This is a genomic window from Mycolicibacterium smegmatis, assembly GCF_001457595.1.
Taxonomy (GTDB): domain Bacteria; phylum Actinomycetota; class Actinomycetes; order Mycobacteriales; family Mycobacteriaceae; genus Mycobacterium; species Mycobacterium smegmatis.
The window spans coordinates 2,600,850-2,617,308 of sequence record NZ_LN831039.1; the positions used below are offsets into that span (position 1 = coordinate 2,600,850).

The window sequence follows — 16,459 nt, forward strand, 5'->3', positions numbered from 1 at the left end:
TTTCGTGCTCGACAGAAATTCACGACCATGGACGCAATCTCACCGTCGACTTGAGACACTGGGGTGGTGCGTTCACATGCCCAGTGCTGGCTGACCGATATGGATGGTGTCCTGGTGCGCGAGGAACACGCGCTGCCAGGAGCCGCGGAGTTCCTGCAAACCCTGGTCGACAAGGAGCGGCCGTTTCTGGTTCTGACAAACAATTCGATCTTCACCCCGCGCGATCTCGCGGCCCGGCTCGCGCGTTCGGGCCTGACGGTGCCAGAAAGCTCGATCTGGACCTCGGCGCTCGCGACCGCCGCGTTCCTCGACGGTCAGTTGCCGGGCGGTTCGGCGTACGTGATCGGGGAGGCCGGGCTGACGACGGCCCTGCACGAGGTCGGTTACACCCTGACCGATGTGGAGCCGGATTTCGTCGTGCTGGGGGAGACCCGCACGTATTCGTTCGAGGCGATCACCCGCGCGATCCGGCTCATCCTCGGCGGTGCCCGGTTCATCGCGACCAACCCCGACGTGACCGGCCCCTCTGCCGAGGGGCCGCTGCCCGCCACCGGCTCGGTCGCGGCCATGATCACCAAGGCCACCGGCCGCGAACCCTACTTCGTCGGCAAGCCCAATCCGATGATGTTCCGCAGCGCGCTCAACCGCATCGAGGCGCATTCGGAGAACACGGTCATGGTCGGCGACCGCATGGACACCGACGTGGTGGCCGGTATCGAGGCCGGCCTGGACACCATCCTGGTGCTCACCGGGTCGACGGCGGTCGAGGACATCGAGCGTTATCCGTTCCGGCCCAGCCGTGTGCTGCCGTCGATCGCAGAGGCCATCGAACTGATATGACACGAACTGATATGACCCCGTTGAAGTGAACCGGTTGACATGAGCCTGGATGTCGAGCTGATCGGCGTGCCCTTCGACGGGTACGGGCGGCTCGGCAACCAGGCCCGCGCGGCCGAGGCGCTACGCAGCGCGGGGATCGCGGGAGCGTTCGGCGCTGCTCGGTCTGACCGGACACACCCTCGAAGGCCCTCTGCGCGAGGCGGTTTCAGTGTTGCCGCGGGACCGGGTCGTGGTGCTCGGGCCGCGTGATGAGAAGTGGCGCGCACAGTTCGACGTCGGCACGCTCGCGGGCTGCGGTGGGAACAGTTGGCCGAGGTGGCCGGTACCGTGCTGTCGACCGGACGGTGCGCAGGTCTGAGCCTGGTCATCTACGACCCGGACCAGGATCCCGACGCCGCCGATGCCCGGCGGATCGTGGCGTTTCTGACAGACGTGATGCGCCGATCACCCGCCCGCTGAGCATGTGGATTGTGGCCCGCTCATACGCGATCGCATAGAGTATCCAATCTGAGCGAAAGCGAGATTGCATGGCGCCGCGAACAGCATCCAAGAGCAGCAGCCCGGCCCGGACCGCCAAGGCCGCGGCCACCCGGGCCGACTTCGTGCGCCCCAAGACGGCCCAGCAGGCCGTGGCCGAGGTGCTGCGGCGGGACATCACCAGCGGCAAGCTCGCACCCGGCAGCTGGATCGTCCAGGAGAGCCTGGCCGAACAGTTCGGCCTCTCGCGCATCCCGATCCGGGAGGCGCTGAAGACGCTGGAGGCCGAGGAGTACATCACCTACGTGCCCCACAGCGGCTACCGCGTGGCCAAACTGGGGCTCGACGAACTCCTCGAGGTGTTCCGGCTGCGCGACCTCCTGGAGGCCGAACTCATCCGCGACGCCATGCCCGCGGTCACCGACGACATCGTGGACCTCATGCGCGAGCAGATGGACGACATGGACCGGGCCGCCGAGAAGGGCGACCTGATCGCGCTGGGGTTGGCCAACCGGCAGTTCCACTTCCTGACGTTCGAGACCAGCACACTCGCGCGCACCAGGCGCATCGTCACCCAGCTGTGGAACACCGCCGACGCCTACCGCCCGCTGTATGCGCACCTCATGGATCTGTCCAAGGTCAACACCGAGCACATCCTGCTGGTCGACGCGTTCGTGGCGCGCGATGCCGAGCGCGCCGTGGCGATCAACCATGAACACCGCCAGCAGGCGATCGGCCATCTGCACACCGTATTCGGCGACGAAAAGTCCGAAGACGCCTCATGAGTGTCCGGGAGAGACTGTCCGCGTTGGGAATCGAGATTCCCCCGCCCGCGGAACCGAAAGGTGCGTACTTCCCGAGCCGGCTGGTCGGCGACCAGTTGTGGATCTCCGGGACGACGTCACGGCGGCCCACCGAACCGGGCGCGTTCGGGACGGTCGGTGAGGACGTCACGCCCGAGCAGGCGGAAAAACATGCGGGGTACGCGGCGCTGAACCTGATCGCCGCCGTCGACGCGGCCGTCGGTCTCGAGGCGGTACGCGGGCTCGTCCTTCTGCGCGGCTATGTGCGCGCGTCGCCGCATTTCGACAGCCACCCCGCCGTGATCGACGGCGCGTCGAGAATGCTCATGGACGTGTTCGGCGAGCAGCGCGGTGCGCATGCCCGCACGGCCGTCGGGGTGGCGTCGTTGCCGGGTGGGGCATGCGTGGAACTCGAACTCGTCGCATCGGTGCGGCCCTGAGGTCACGCCACGCGTTCGGCGGTGCGCCCGAGCGCGAGACCGAGGGCGACCCCGGCGATCGCGGTCAACACGATTGCGAGCCAATCCGTTTCGTGGTCCGCTACGCGCGTGACCGGCGCCGAAGCGAGGGCGGAGGCGGGCGCCGACGCGCCGGCGGGCGTGCTGATGGCCGCGTTGAGCCTGGTGACGAACTGGCCGATGATCCGGTTGCCCACCTGCGATATCACGGGACTGCCGAATTGCGATATGCGGCCGCCGAGTTCGAGATCGGTGTGTACGGTCACCTGCGCGCGGCCCGCGTCGTCGCGGGCGGAGATCCGCACTACGGCCTCGGCGGAGCCCTGCCCCTTGCGGTCGCGCGCGGCGCCGCGCACCACCATCTGGTGGGTCGTGTCGTCACGGCTGACCACGGTCGCGGTGCCCGTGAGGGTCAACCCGACCGGTCCCACCTTCACGCCGACCCTGGCGCGGTAGTCGTCACCGTCGTGACCTTCGAGTTCGGCGCCGGGTACGCACCCGATGACGAGTGGAATGTCGGTGAGGGCCGACCAGGCGGTGCCGAGTGGTGCGTCGACGGAGAACTCGTTGATCAGTTGCACTGCGATCTCTTCTCTGTATTTTCCGTTTCCGGTTGTGTGACCTGAACAACCCCCTTACGATTGGATACACTATCCAACGTCGTTCCAGGGAGTCGATGGTGCTGAGCAAGGGTGTCGGTCTCTTCCCGACCGAACCGGTGGGTGCGATGCGCGAATACGTGGGGCTCTGCGAGTCGCTCGGGTATGACAACGTGTGGTTCGGCGACTCCCAGAACATCTGGCGCGAGTCGTCGACCGTGATGGGCGCGGCCGCGGTCGGAACGGAACGCATCGTGTTCGGCACCGGTGTCACCAACGCGGTCACGCGCCACACGTCGCTGCTGGCGTCCACCTGGGCGACACTCGCCGAGTTCACCGGAGGGCGCGTGGCGCTGGGCATCGGAACCGGTGACTCCTCGCTGCGGACCATGGGGCTCAAGCCGCAGAGGCTGGCCGAGCTGGAGAAGTCCGTCAGCGATCTGCGTGCCCTCTTCCGGGGCGAGAAGGTCGCCGAGGCGACCAGTGGCGCCGAGTACCACTTGAACTACCTGAGCGAACCGGTCGACATCCCCATCTACATCGCCGCCTCCGCGCCGAAGATCCTGCGGATGTCCGGTCGCATCGCCGACGGGGTCATCGTGCTGGTGGGTACCGCCCCGCATTTCATCGAGGCGGCGCTGGAGACCATCGCGGCCGGGGCCGCCGAGAGCGGCCGCACCCTCGACGATCTCCACATCGTGTTGTGGACCCCCACGGCGATCGACGACGACCGCACCAAGGCCAGGGACCTGGTACGGGCCCACGTGTCACGCGTGGCGATCCGGCCGTTGCCTGCCAAGGTGGCACCCGAACTGGAAGAGGCGATCGACCGGATCCGCACGTCCTACAACTACTACGAGCACATGAACACCGAGGCGTCGCACGCCGATCTCGTGCCCGACGAACTCGTCGACCTGTTCGCGCTGGCGGGTACGCCGGCCGAATGCGGACAACGGCTCAAGGAGATCGAGGCTCTCGGGGTGGATCAGGTGTCGATCGTCCCGTTCGTCCGGCCCGGTGAGAGCCGGGCGCCGACGATCCGGACGTTCGCCGAACTCGTGGGCGGCCATGGCTGATCCGGCAACCGAGCAGCGCACGTTCCCGGCGCCGGGCAGCGCCGTCCCCGGTGCGCCACCTCCGTTGCGGCGGCCACTCACGCCTGCCGACGGGGTCCCGGTCGGACCCCGCCCCGAAACCGCTGCGGTACCTGCCGATCCGCCGTCGCACGGTGTGCCCGCGGCACGCGACACCACGGGGGCGCGCTTCACGGCCGCGGCGGCGCTCTTCGGCATCGCGGTCGGTCTGGAACTGGCCGGCCTGCTGAGCACTCGCGCGCGGTCTTTCCGCCGCAGACATGTCGAACCCAGATCACACCGGCTCGTATAGAACACCCGAATTCCCCTACCGGAGGTTGCGTCAGATGTCCTGGTTCCCCAAAGTCCTGGCCGTGGCAGGCACTGCCGCCGCCCTCGTGCTCGGTTCGACGGCATGCGCCGACGAGTCCGCCGGTCCCACGAGCGATACGAGCACCCTGAGCATCTCGGCGACCGGCGTCGACAGCCTGCCGTTCATGGCGATCCTTCAGGTGGGCATCGACAAGGGCTGGTTCAAAGAAGAAGGCCTCGACGTCGACCTGTACTCCGGAGGTGGCGGCGGCAACACGCTGCGCGTGGTCACCAGCGGTGACGCCGACATGGCGATCGCGGGCAACACGTCGGTGATCCTTGCTGCGCAGCAGCCCAATTCGAACCTCAAGGTCATCGCGCCGTGGTTCCAGATCAACGACTTCTCGTGGATCAGCCCGCCCGGTCGCAAGCTCGAAGGCGCCACGCTGGGGTTCAGCTCAGCGGGGTCGTCCACCGAGCTGATCGTGAAGGGCCTCGAGCGTGAACTCGGCGTCAAGTCCCAGGCCGTGGGTCCGATGGGCGACAACTGGACGGCCGCGAAGGCCGGCCAGATCACCGCCGGCTGGGCCATGCAGCCGTTCATCGCCGACAAGCAGGCGACGGAGAACGCAGAAGTGCTGGTCGATTCGCGGGAGGTCATCGGTGACATGCCCGCCGACCTCGTGGCGATCAACACCGAGTACGCCGAGCAGAACCCGGACAACGTCCGCAAGTTCTTCACCGTCGCCGACCGGCTGAACAAGTGGCTGGTGGACAACACGGACGAGGCCGCCGACGCGATCGCTCCGCTGGTCGGGGTCAGCCCCGAGATCATGAAGTCGGCGTTCGAGAGCAATCCCGATCTCGCCAAGGGATATTCGTTGAAGGTCGACGCCGAGGGGCTGCGCAACCTGTCGGAGCTGATGGTGGCCGCCGGGCAGATCCCCGAGCCGATCGACTGGGCGTCGACGCTGGATCAGCAGTACCTGCCCGACGACGCCCGCGCCGAGCTCTGAGCACACCGCATCTACCCCGAAGAGGCAGCTATGGATCGTGACGGTATCCGCATCGAGGACGTATCGGTCGTGTTCGATGTTCCGGCAGGCAAGGTGACCGCGGTGGCCGGCATCGACCAGCATGTCCCGCACGCGAGCTTCGTGTCGATCGTCGGCCCGAGTGGATGCGGCAAGTCCACCCTGCTGGCCGTCATCGCCGGTCTGCAGAAGGCCTCCACGGGGCAGGTGCGCGTGGCGGGCAAGCCGGTGACGGGGCCGGACCCCTCGATCGGCGTTGTGTTCCAGGAGGATTCGACGCTCCCGTGGCGCACCGTGGAGGAGAACGTCGCGTTCGCCATGGAGATGATCGGCGTGGAAAAAGCCGAACGCAGGCAGCGTGCCAGGAAGGCGATCGAGCTCGTCGGGCTCGACGGATTCGAGAAGTCCTACCCGTCGATGCTGTCGGGCGGTATGCGGCAACGCGTCGCGCTCGCACGTACGCTTGCCGTGGAGCCCGAGGTGGTGCTGATGGACGAGCCGTTCGCGGCGCTGGACCAGCAGACACGGCTGTTCCTCGGCGCCGAGATCCGGCAGATCTGGGCACGCACGCACCAGACCATCGTGTTCGTCACGCACGACATCTCCGAGGCGATCCTGCTGTCGCAACAGGTCTGGGTGATGTCGTACCGGCCGGGCTCGATCATCGACGTCGTCGACATCGACCTGCCCGCCGAACGTGACGCGAGCATGGTCTCGACGCCTGAGTTCAACGAGTTGCAGAACCGGATCTGGACGTCGCTGCAGGCCGAGTCCATGCGGGGCTTCAAGCAGCAGGAGACGGCCACGACGTGACGACCTCGATTGTGGCGCAACAGGACCACCCGACGGCAGAAGCCATGGAACCGGCAACCGGCGAGCCGCCTCGCCGTATACGTAAACTGGGCAATTTCGCGATCAGCGGGATCTCGACGGTCCTTCTCCTCGCGGTCCTTCTCGCGCTGGCAGAGATCGGCGCGCGGGCGGGTCTGTGGACCACGCAGGTGCTGCCCGCGCCGTCGGTGATCACCGCCGAACTTCTCACCATCCTCGGTGAGCCGCAGTTCTGGGGCGACGCGGGACGCACCGGTGTCGAGGTGGCGTGCGCGATCGTCTTCGGGAGCATCCTCGGTTTCATCGCGGGCCTGATCTTCTGGAAGGTCCCCACGGTGGGGCGCATCTTCGAGCCGTACCTGGTGTCGTTCTACGCCGTCCCGCTCGTGCTGTTCTACCCGGTGATGATCGTGCTGGTCGGCATCAACGCCATGTCGGTGATCATCCTCGCCACCGTGATGGCGGCGATCCCGATGGCGCTCAACACCGCGGTGGGGCTGAACTCCATGCCCGCGGTCTATCTCAAACTGGCACGGTCGCTGAAGGCATCACCGAAACAGACGCTGTTCGCGATCGCCATACCGGCCGCGGGCCCGTACATCGTCGCGGGGTTGCGCCTCGCGGTGGTGTACGCACTGATCGGCACGATCGCCATGGAGTTCACGACCGCCCAGGCGGGCCTGGGATACCGCATCCGGTATCTGTACGAGATCTTCGACAACAACCAGATGTTCGCCTACATCGCCGTGGTGCTGATCCTCTCGTGTCTGCTGACCGTGCTGCTGGCACTCGTCGAGCGGATCCTGTTGAAGGGGCGGAACAGATGAGCACCACGATCGAGAACACCCCGAAAACCACTGCGCCTGCGGGGCTGCCGCGGTGGCGCACCCTGCTGGGCAACCAGGCTGTCGGCGCGACGCTGCTGGCCCTGCTCATGCTGGTCGTCTGGGAGATCTTCTCCGACCTGACGTTTGTGATCCCGTCGCCCGTGCAGACGTTCGGCGTGCTGGTGGACAACCTCTCGGATCCGGCGTACCTGTTCGACCTGCGGGTCACCGCGCAGTCGGTGTTCCTGGCGTTCGTCATCGGCACCGCCATAGGTGGCGGGCTCGGCCTGCTGCTCGGGCTGTCCGAACGGTTGCGGGTCATGTTCGAGCCGATGCTGATCATCCTCAACGGGATTCCGAAGATCGTCCTGTACCCCGTGTTGCTGCCGATCTTCAGCCTGACCGGTTCGAAGGTGGTCATGGGTGTGTTGTTCGCGCTGTTCCCGGTGCTGATCAACGTCTCCACGGGCGTCCAGGAGATACCGCGGGTGTACTGGAAGCTCGCGCGCTCGGTCCGGGCCGGCCGGTGGCAGACGCTGACCCACATCATCATCCCGGCGATCCGGCGGCCTCTGCTCACGGGCATCCGTCTGGCGGTGAGCCTGGCCGTGGTCGGCGTGGTGCTCTCCGAGTTCTTCGCCACCCGCCGTGGCCTGGGACGCGTGGTGCTGCAGTCCTACAGCCACGGTGACTATCCCTCGATGGTCGCCACCATCATGCTGTTGATCACCATCTCGTTCGGAATCTCGATCGTGCTGTGGCAGTGGGAGAAACGACTCCATTGACCTCCAACGCAAACGGGCGGGGCCTCATCGGCAGTTCGGTGCGGCGCCGTGAGGACGACCGGATGCTCGGCGGCCGCGGACATTTCGTGGCGGATCTGTCCGCGGGCGCACACCACGTGGTGTTCCTGAGATCGACCGAACCGCATGCCGACATCACGCGCATCGACACCGCGGCGGCCACTCGGATGCCGGGCGTGATCGGCGTTTTCACTGCCGATGACCTCGGCATGGCAGGTGCGTGCATCCCGTCGCTGACCACGCCCGATGAAAGTTTCACCGCGGCCACGTCACTCGAACTCGCAGAGCAGCGTCTGCCTGTCATCGCCTCCGACCGCGTGTACTTCGTCGGTCAACCCGTGGCCGCCGTCATCGCCGAGGACCGCTACCGCGCCGAGGACGCGGCAGAGGCCATCGAGGTCGACTACGTGTCACGGCCCGCGGTCGCCGACCCGGCCGAGGCGCTGCAGCCCCGAAGCCCCGTGCTGTTCGACCACCTCGACAGCAACGCCGCGGCGCGGATCCACTTCGCGTTCGGCGATCCGGAGAGTGCCTTCACCCGCGCGGCCGCGGTGGTCTCGGGGACCTACCGGATGAACAGGCACGGCGCGGTACCGCTCGAATGCCGCGGTGTGATCGCCGATTTCGACGTCAGACGACAGCGCGTCGAGATCACCACGTCGACCCAGGTACCGCACATGGTGCGCAACGCGATCTGCGCGGTGACGGGATGGTCGCAGGCCGACGTCGTGGTCTCGGTTCCCGATGTCGGCGGCGGATTCGGCACCAAGGCCAACGTCTACGCCGAGGAGATCCTGCTGGCGCGCCTCGCGCGAGAGACCCGCAGGCGGCTGATCTGGGTCGAGGACCGCCAGGAGCATCTGGTGGCCAGCGCGCAGGGCCGCGACCAGATCCACCACACCAGGCTCGCGGTGGACGAGCAGGGCCGCATACTCGCGTGGGCCGACGACTTCGTCGTCGACATCGGTGCGGGCAGCCTGTGGGTTGCGGGGATCGTCGCGAACACCGCGATCCATCTGCTCGGTCCCTACCGCGTACCCGCCGCCGAGATCTCCGGGCGCGCGGCGCTGACCAACAAGACGCTCGTCGCGCAGTACCGCGGCGCAGGGCGGCCCGAGGCGACCTTCGCCCTTGAGCGCAGCCTCGACGCGGCGGCCCGTGAACTGGGGCTGAGCGGTGTCGAGATACGCAGGCGCAATCTGCTCACGTCCGACGACCTGCCCTACCCACGCCCGATCCCGTACCGCGACGGTGTGCCCATCGAGTACGACGGCGGCGACTACCGCGCCTGTCTCGAGTCGGTCCTCGAGGCGTTGCCCCGCGACGAGATCGCACGTTGTGCCGCAGAGCATCCGCAGTACCGCATCGGCTACGGGCTGTCGTCGTACCTGGAGGCCACCGGACGCGGCCCACACGAGACGGCGCGGATCCGGTTGTCGCCCGACGGCCGCTTCGAGGTGACCGCGGGTGCCGCATCGGCCGGGCAGGGTCACGAGACGGTGTTCGCCCAGGTCGCCGCCGAGGCTCTCGCGGTACCGATGGAACAGGTGATCTACACCCCTGGTGACACCGAGTGGCTCCCCGAGGGCGTGGGCACGTTCGCGAGTCGTTCGGCCGTCCTGGCAGGCTCCGCCGTGCACAGGGCCGCACGGGAACTCGTCGGCTCGGCGATCGACCGGGTCGCGCGCCTCATCGGCGCCGATCCCGACGACGTGCAGTATCGCGACGGCTGCTTTTCCGTCGGTGGGAGACCCGCACTCGACTGGGCGGATCTTGTCCGTGCGGCAGGCGTCGGTGGCGCCCTGGAAACCGGGGGAATGCTCGATGTCAGTGCCGTGCACCGGGTTTCGACGGTGACCTGGACCATGGGAGTGCACGCCGCGATCGTCGGGGTGCACCGGCGCACCGGCATCGTGAAGGTGCTGCGCTACGCGGTGTCCCACGAGGGCGGGCGCGAGATCAATCCGCAGATCGTGGAGGGCCAGATCATCGGTGGTGTGGCACAGGGCATCGGCGGAACCCTGTTCGAACGGTGGGCCTACTCCGAAGCCGGGCAGCCACAATCCACGACGTTCGCCGCGTACCACCTGCCGCTGACCACCGACGTGCCGCGGGTGCGCGTGCGCCATCTGCACGTCGACACACCGGCCAATCCCCTCGGTGTGCGTGGGGTGGGGGAGAGCGGCACGATCGCGGTCTACGCCGCGGTGGCGTCGGCCGTCGACGACGCTCTCGACGGTCGTGTGCACATCGACACCACGCCCATCGCGACCGGCGACCTGTGCCGCGTACTCGCAAGGACCGCGTCATGAAACCCGCACCGTTCCAATACCTTCGGCCCGCCACTGTCGCGGAAGCGCTTGAGCAGCTCGCGTCGTACCCCGACGCGAAGGTGATGGCAGGCGGGCAGTCGCTGATGGCGTTGATGAACCTCCGCCTGGCACGGCCCGGGGTGATCGTCGACATCGGCCGCCTCGACGAACTCCGGCGCATCTTCGACGACACCGAGGACCTGATCCTCGGCGCGCTGGTCACCCACCGCACCGTCGAGACGGATCCGCTGATCGCGGCGCGGGCCCCGCTGCTCGCCGACGCGGCCCGCTACATCGGTCACGTCGGTATCCGCAACCGCGGCACGATCGGCGGCTCGGTGGCCCACGCGGATCCCGCGGCCGAGATGCCGTTGTCCACCCTGGTTCTCGACGCGACGTTCCATGTGGAGTCGGCGACCCGGGGCCGGCGTCAGGTGCGCGCCGAGGACATGTTCGTCTCCTACTTCACGAGTGCGCTGGAACCCGACGAGCTGATCACGTGGGTGTCGATACCAGCCGCCCGGTACGGGCAGGGCTGGGGGTTCGTCGAATACGCGCACCAGCACGGTGATTACGGTCTTGCCGGCGCGGGCGCAGTGCTGGGCCTCGACGCCGACGGCAGGATCTGCGAACTGCGGTGTGCCGTGCTCAGCGCAGCCGACCGGCCACTGCTGTTCGTGGGCGACGACGCAGTGGGGGAGCGCCCGTCGGCGCGGCTGTGGGAAACGCTGGCAAGCCGGTGGGCCCGGTCCACCGACCCGTCATCCGATGATCCCGACTACTCGCGGCAACTGTGTGAGACGGCGCTGTTCGAGGCGCTGACCGAGGCGACCCGCCGTGTCGGGGAGAGGCAGGAGCGAGTGGATGCATACCGTTGAGATGTCCGGTGCAACGTCCGGTCAGGGTGTCGAGGTCTCGGTCATCGTCAACGGCAGGCTGGTCGAGCGCACGGTCCCGGCGCGGCTCACCCTCGCCGACTTCCTGCGCGACGAATTACAGCTCACCGGAACGCATCTCGGCTGTGAACACGGTGTGTGCGGCGCATGTTCGGTTTTCGTCGACGGGCGCGGTGTGCGCGCCTGCCTGATGCTCGCGGTGCAGGCCGACGGCACGCGGGTGACCACCGTCGAGGGTCTCGACGAGTTCGAGGAGACCCAGCGGCTGCGTCAGGCCTTCTCCGCACGCGGTGGGCTGCAGTGCGGTTTCTGCACGCCGGGGTTCCTGGTGTCCGCGGTCGAATTGCTGCGCGACCCCGACACCGAGAAGCCGCTGACCGAGGACAGCGTCCGGGAAGCCCTGTCGGGCAACATCTGCCGGTGCACGGGTTACCAGGGCATCGTGCAGGCCGTACTCGACGCCGCCGACGGGTGACCTGACCGTCTCTGGTCCACGTTCCACATACATACAGACATCCCGACTACCCAGGAGGTTACGTGCCGACACTGCTCGTGGAGGACATCGGACTCCTGCTGCACGGTGACGCGGCCATCGAACCGGTCCGCGACACCACGCTGCTGATCGAAGACGGTCGCATCGCCGGGATCGGGGTCGACCACCCGAACCCCGATCAGGTCCTGTCCGCGGGCGGGCTGACCGTGATGCCAGGGCTCGTCGACGGCCACGTGCACCCCACCTTCGGGGAATGGACGCCCGCGCAGAACTCGATCGGATGGATCGGCAACTATCTGCAGGGCGGCACCACGTCGATGGTGTCGGCAGGCGAACTGCACATCCCCGGACTGGATTTTTCGAACCTGACCCCCGAGCTGGTGCTCAGCATCGCGATCACCTCGCGACACACCACGGGCAGGTCACGGCCGTCCGGTGTCAAGGTCGAGGCGGGCACGGTGCTGCTGGTGCCGGGGATGACCGAGGAACACTTCGACCGCGCGCACCGTGAGGGCATCAAACACCTCAAGTTCATCTTCTACGACTGGAACCGCCTGGGTGACGGCGAGGCCCAGCGGTATGTCGAATGGGCCCACCAACGCGGCATGACCGTGAAGATGCACTCCGGCGGGGTGTCACGGTCCGGTGCGAGCCGGGTGGCCGGACGCGACGTGGCCGTCGCCGTGCAACCCGACATCATCGGCCACATCTCCGGCGGCCCCATCCCGGCACCCGACGACGACATCGTGGGCATCATCGCGGACCTGCCCTCGGCGAGTGTCGAAGTGTGCAGTTCGATGAACTACCGGGCGACCAAGCTCGTGGTCGACGAACTGTCGGCACGCGGCGAGTTGCACCGCCTGACGTTGGGCACCGACACACCGGGCGGCACAGGCGTCATCCCGCGCGGGATGCTGCGCAACGTGTGCTTCCTGGCCTCGGTCTGCGGTGTCGATCCGCTGACCGCTGTCGCCGCCGCCACCGGGCAGACCGCCAAGGCGCACGGCCTGTACACGGGCGTGCTGGTCGAGGGGGCACCCGCTGATCTGGTCGTCCTCGGTCCGATCACGGGGTCGACGGCAGGCGACGCGCTCGAATCGTTCGCGTTGGGCGACCTGCCGGGCATCGCGGCCGTACTCGTCGACGGGGTGCCACTGGTCAAGACGCGCAGCCAGCAGACGCCACCCCCGAGTCGCTCGGTGCACTGGCACGGTGATCTGCGCCTGCCGGCCGCGGCGGCGGCACGCAGCGCGGGATGCTGCTGATCCCCGCCGGAAACCGACACACACAGGAGTACACGATGACCAACAGCGCTGTCGCACAACCTCGTTCGCAGCGCCGTGGCGCCGACGACCTGATCGGGATCAACGCCGTGCTCAGCGCCGAGGAGCGCGAGATCCGCGACACCGTGCGCAGCGTCGTCCAGCGCAGGATCAAGCCGCACATCGCGTCCTGGTACGAGGACGGTGAGCTGCCCGCGCGCGAACTGGCCGTCGAACTGGGCGAGCTCGGCCTCTTGGGCATGCACCTGAAGGGCTACGGGTGCGCCGGGATGTCCGCGGTCGCATACGGATTGGCGTGCCTTGAGCTCGAAGCGGGCGACTCGGGGATCCGTTCGCTGGTGAGCGTCCAGGGATCGTTGGCGATGTACGCGATCCACGCCTTCGGCAGCGACGAGCAGAAGGACCAGTGGTTGCCCGACATGGCGAGCGGTCACCGCATCGGGTGCTTCGGCCTCACCGAACCCGACCACGGTTCCGACCCTGCGGGTATGCGCACCAGGGCCACCCGCTCAGGTGACGACTGGATCCTCACCGGGACCAAGATGTGGATCACCAACGGGTCGGTGGCCGACGTCGCGGTCGTCTGGGCGCGTACCGACGAGGGGATCCGCGGATTCGTCGTCCCCACCGACACCCCGGGATTCACCGCGAACACCATCAAATCCAAGATGTCGCTGCGCGCCTCGGTGACCAGCGAGCTCGTTCTCGACGGGGTGCGGCTCCCCGACAGCGCCAGGTTGCCCGGGGCGACGAGCCTGGGTGCGCCGCTGCGGTGTCTCAACGAGGCGCGGTTCGGGATCGTCTTCGGTGCGCTCGGCGCGGCACGCGACTGCCTGGAGACGGCGCTGGCCTACGCCTGCTCACGCGAACAGTTCGACCGCCCCATCGGCGGGTTCCAGCTCACTCAGCAGAAGCTCGCCGACATGACGCTGGAGTACGGCAAGGGATTCCTGCTGGCGCTGCACCTCGGCCGGCAGAAAGACGCCGGTGAGCTGGCCCCCGAGCAGGTCAGCCTCGGCAAGCTCAACAACGTGCGCGAAGCCATCGAGATCGCCCGCACCGCCCGCACGGTGCTCGGCGCCAGCGGCATCACCGGGGAGTATCCCGTGATGCGGCACGCCAACAACCTCGAATCGGTGTTGACCTACGAAGGCACCAGCGAGATGCATACGCTGATCATCGGGCAGGCACTCACCGGCGTCGGCGCCTTCCGCTGATCCCGGCACCGTCTGCCCGCCACGACGTCAGGAGGCACATGGCCGGCCCTCGGAAAGAGGCTCTCGACGACCACTTCACCACGGTCGTCTCGCAACTGTCGGCGCCTGCGGTTCGCCAGGCGTGGCCCGACACTGCGCTGAGCACCGACATGGCGCTGACACTGTTCGACGCCCAGCTGGCCAGCCGCCACCTGGACCTCGCGGCCAGGTGGCTGCGGGCACAGGGCAAGGGTTTCTACACCATCGGCTCGTCGGGGCACGAGGGCAACGCCGCGGTCGCCGCGGCCCTGCGGCTCACCGACCCGGCCCTGCTGCACTACCGCTCGGGCGGGTTCTACGCCGCGAGGGCCGCGCAGGCGTGCGGCACCGACCCGATCCGCGACGTGCTGCTCGGCGTCCTGGCGGCCACGTCCGAGCCGATCTCGGGTGGCCGGCACAAGGTGTTCGGCCGGCACGATCTCAACGTCATCCCGCAGACCTCGACCATCGCCTCGCATCTGCCCCGCGCGGTGGGGGTGGCGTTCGCGATCGCGCGTGCCCGCAAGCTCGGCGTGCCGTGTGCGTGGCCCGACGACGCGGTGACGGTGTGCAGTTTCGGCGACGCCTCGGCGAACCACTCGACAGCCGTCGGCGCGATCAACGCCGCACTGCATGCCGCCTACCAGGGCCTGCCCATGCCGCTGTTGTTCGTGTGTGAGGACAACGGCATCGGCATCAGCACCAGGACCCCGCGCGGCTGGATCGCCAACGCCTACGGCAACCGACCCGGCCTGCAGTACTTCGCCGCCGACGGCAGCGACCTGTCCTCGGCGTACGACACCGCGCAGGCCGCGGCGGACTGGGTGCGCAGACACCGCAAACCGGCGTTCCTGCATCTGAGCACCGTCCGGCTGATGGGCCACGCCGGCTCCGATTACGAGCCGTCCTACCGTAGGCCCGAGGAGATCGTCGCCGACTTCGACCGCGACCCGGTGCTCAACACCGCGAAAATGCTTGTCGCACACGGAATTCTGTCACCCGATCAGGCGCTGCAGCGCTATGAGGACAAGCGGGCGGAGGTCATCGACTGCGCGCGTGAACTGAGCGCCGCGCCGCAACTCGGCAGCGCCGAGGCCGTGCTGGAACCGCTGCGCGAGGCCCTCGACGAGGCGAAAGAGGTGTCGGTCGCTCCGGCCGCGGGCGACACCCCACTCACGCTCGCGCTGGCCGTCAACCGGGCGTTGCACGACGTGCTCGCCGAGTATCCCGAGGCCCTGGTGTTCGGTGAGGACGTCGCACGCAAGGGCGGGGTGTACGGGGTGACCCGAGGGTTGCAGGCCGCGGCGGGCCCGGCCCGCGTGTTCGACACCCTGCTCGACGAGCAGACCATCCTGGGTCTGGCGCTCGGCGCGGGCGTGTCCGGTCTGCTGCCCATCCCCGAGATCCAGTACCTCGCCTACCTGCACAATGCGGCCGACCAGATCCGGGGTGAGGGGGCCACGCTTCAGTTCTTCTCCAACCGCCAGTACCGCAACCCCATGGTCGTGCGGATCGCGGGCTACGGCTATCAGAAGGGTTTCGGCGGGCATTTCCACAACGACAACTCGATCGCCGCGATCCGCGACATCCCCGGTGTGGTGATCGCGTCCCCGGCGCGTCCCGACGATGCGGCGGCGATGCTGCACACGTGTGTGGCCGCGGCGAAAACCGCTGGGGCGCTGTGCGTCTACCTCGAGCCGATCGCGCTGTACCACACCAAGGACCTCCACGAGGACGGCGATCAGGGCTGGTTGGCGCCGTATCCGGGGCAGCCGGTGCCCATCGGGCGCGCCCGCACCTACGGCGACGGGAACGACCTGACGATCCTCACGTTCGGCAACGGTCTGTGGATGAGCCTGCGGGTGGCCCGGCGACTCGAACAGCGCGACATCGCCGTGCGGGTCGTGGACCTGCGATGGCTCGCGCCGCTGCCGGTGGACGACATGGCACGCGAGGCCGCCGCGACGGGGCGTGTCCTCATCGTCGACGAGACCCGGCAGACCGGTGGTGTCGGCGAGGGCGTGCTGGCCGAACTGCTCGCGCGCGGATACACGGGCCGTGTGGAGCGGGTGGCCAGCGCCGACAGCTTCATCCCGCTCGGCGACGCCGCGTTGCAGGTGCTGCTGTCCGAGGACACCATCGAGGCGGCGGCGGTGAAACTCCTCACCGAGGGATCTTGATAG

General features: G+C 68.0%; 17 protein-coding genes. 16 read left to right on the forward strand and 1 reads right to left on the reverse strand.

Annotated elements, in window-relative coordinates; genetic code table 11:
• Positions 1-66: 66 nt before the first annotated feature.
• From AT701_RS12380 to AT701_RS12395, 4 genes are all read left to right on the forward strand, one after another.
• Positions 67-840: an HAD-IIA family hydrolase gene (locus tag AT701_RS12380; RefSeq protein WP_003893817.1), complete on the forward strand. Its 774-nt coding sequence runs from the start codon at positions 67-69 to the stop codon at positions 838-840.
• Positions 841-1,095: 255 nt separating this feature from the next.
• A complete protein-coding gene (locus AT701_RS34720) occupies positions 1,096-1,299 on the forward strand; it encodes a hypothetical protein (protein WP_014877385.1) in 204 nt (67 codons plus the stop codon).
• A 68-nt stretch (positions 1,300-1,367) separates the two neighbouring features.
• Positions 1,368-2,102: a GntR family transcriptional regulator gene (locus AT701_RS12390; protein ID WP_003893820.1), complete on the forward strand. Its 735-nt coding sequence runs from the start codon at positions 1,368-1,370 to the stop codon at positions 2,100-2,102.
• A complete protein-coding gene (locus AT701_RS12395; RefSeq protein ID WP_058125909.1) occupies positions 2,099-2,560 on the forward strand; it encodes a RidA family protein in 462 nt (153 codons plus the stop codon). The genes AT701_RS12390 and AT701_RS12395 overlap by 4 nt, the downstream gene beginning before the upstream one ends.
• A gap of 2 nt (positions 2,561-2,562) precedes the next feature.
• Here AT701_RS12395 and AT701_RS12400 read toward each other — a convergent pair whose 3' ends face one another.
• On the reverse strand, positions 2,563-3,159 hold the full coding sequence (locus tag AT701_RS12400; RefSeq protein ID WP_058125910.1) for an SRPBCC family protein: 597 nt from the start codon (positions 3,157-3,159) through the stop codon (positions 2,563-2,565).
• 95 nt (positions 3,160-3,254) lie between these two features.
• Here AT701_RS12400 and AT701_RS12405 point away from each other — a divergent pair, with 95 nt between their 5' ends.
• The 12 genes from AT701_RS12405 to AT701_RS12460 all read left to right on the forward strand — a co-directional run bounded on the left by AT701_RS12405 (position 3,255) and on the right by AT701_RS12460 (position 16,456).
• Positions 3,255-4,253 carry an LLM class flavin-dependent oxidoreductase gene (locus AT701_RS12405; RefSeq protein ID WP_058125911.1) on the forward strand — a complete coding sequence of 333 codons (999 nt, stop codon included), beginning with the start codon at positions 3,255-3,257 and terminating at the stop codon, positions 4,251-4,253.
• On the forward strand, positions 4,246-4,563 hold the full coding sequence (locus AT701_RS12410) for a hypothetical protein (protein ID WP_003893824.1): 318 nt from the start codon (positions 4,246-4,248) through the stop codon (positions 4,561-4,563). The genes AT701_RS12405 and AT701_RS12410 overlap by 8 nt, the downstream gene beginning before the upstream one ends.
• A 34-nt stretch (positions 4,564-4,597) precedes the next feature.
• On the forward strand, positions 4,598-5,578 hold the full coding sequence (locus AT701_RS12415; protein WP_058125912.1) for an ABC transporter substrate-binding protein: 981 nt from the start codon (positions 4,598-4,600) through the stop codon (positions 5,576-5,578).
• A 30-nt stretch (positions 5,579-5,608) separates the two neighbouring features.
• Positions 5,609-6,409 (forward strand): ABC transporter ATP-binding protein, encoded by an 801-nt coding sequence (locus AT701_RS12420; protein WP_003893826.1) that lies wholly within the window; start codon positions 5,609-5,611, stop codon positions 6,407-6,409.
• The gene (locus AT701_RS12425; RefSeq protein WP_058125913.1) at positions 6,406-7,254 is read left to right on the forward strand and encodes an ABC transporter permease; all 849 of its coding nucleotides are present in this window, start codon (positions 6,406-6,408) and stop codon (positions 7,252-7,254) included. Before AT701_RS12420 ends, AT701_RS12425 begins: the two co-directional genes overlap by 4 nt.
• Positions 7,251-8,039 (forward strand): ABC transporter permease, encoded by a 789-nt coding sequence (locus AT701_RS12430; protein WP_011728356.1) that lies wholly within the window; start codon positions 7,251-7,253, stop codon positions 8,037-8,039. The genes AT701_RS12425 and AT701_RS12430 overlap by 4 nt, the downstream gene beginning before the upstream one ends.
• Positions 8,036-10,369 (forward strand): xanthine dehydrogenase family protein molybdopterin-binding subunit, encoded by a 2,334-nt coding sequence (locus AT701_RS12435; RefSeq protein WP_081319453.1) that lies wholly within the window; start codon positions 8,036-8,038, stop codon positions 10,367-10,369. The genes AT701_RS12430 and AT701_RS12435 overlap by 4 nt, the downstream gene beginning before the upstream one ends.
• Positions 10,366-11,247, forward strand: a complete 882-nt coding sequence (locus tag AT701_RS12440) for an FAD binding domain-containing protein (protein WP_003893830.1) — start codon at positions 10,366-10,368, stop codon at positions 11,245-11,247. Before AT701_RS12435 ends, AT701_RS12440 begins: the two co-directional genes overlap by 4 nt.
• Positions 11,234-11,740, forward strand: coding sequence for a (2Fe-2S)-binding protein (locus AT701_RS12445; RefSeq protein WP_003893831.1), 507 nt, complete (start codon positions 11,234-11,236; stop codon positions 11,738-11,740). Before AT701_RS12440 ends, AT701_RS12445 begins: the two co-directional genes overlap by 14 nt.
• Before the next feature lie 62 nt (positions 11,741-11,802).
• Positions 11,803-13,023 carry an amidohydrolase family protein gene (locus tag AT701_RS12450; protein WP_058125915.1) on the forward strand — a complete coding sequence of 407 codons (1,221 nt, stop codon included), beginning with the start codon at positions 11,803-11,805 and terminating at the stop codon, positions 13,021-13,023.
• A 35-nt stretch (positions 13,024-13,058) separates the two neighbouring features.
• Entirely contained in the window at positions 13,059-14,258 is a 1,200-nt protein-coding gene (locus AT701_RS12455; RefSeq protein ID WP_011728358.1) for an acyl-CoA dehydrogenase family protein, read from the forward strand.
• A 38-nt stretch (positions 14,259-14,296) separates the two neighbouring features.
• Positions 14,297-16,456: a thiamine pyrophosphate-dependent enzyme gene (locus AT701_RS12460; RefSeq protein ID WP_011728359.1), complete on the forward strand. Its 2,160-nt coding sequence runs from the start codon at positions 14,297-14,299 to the stop codon at positions 16,454-16,456.
• Positions 16,457-16,459: the final 3 nt, after the last annotated feature.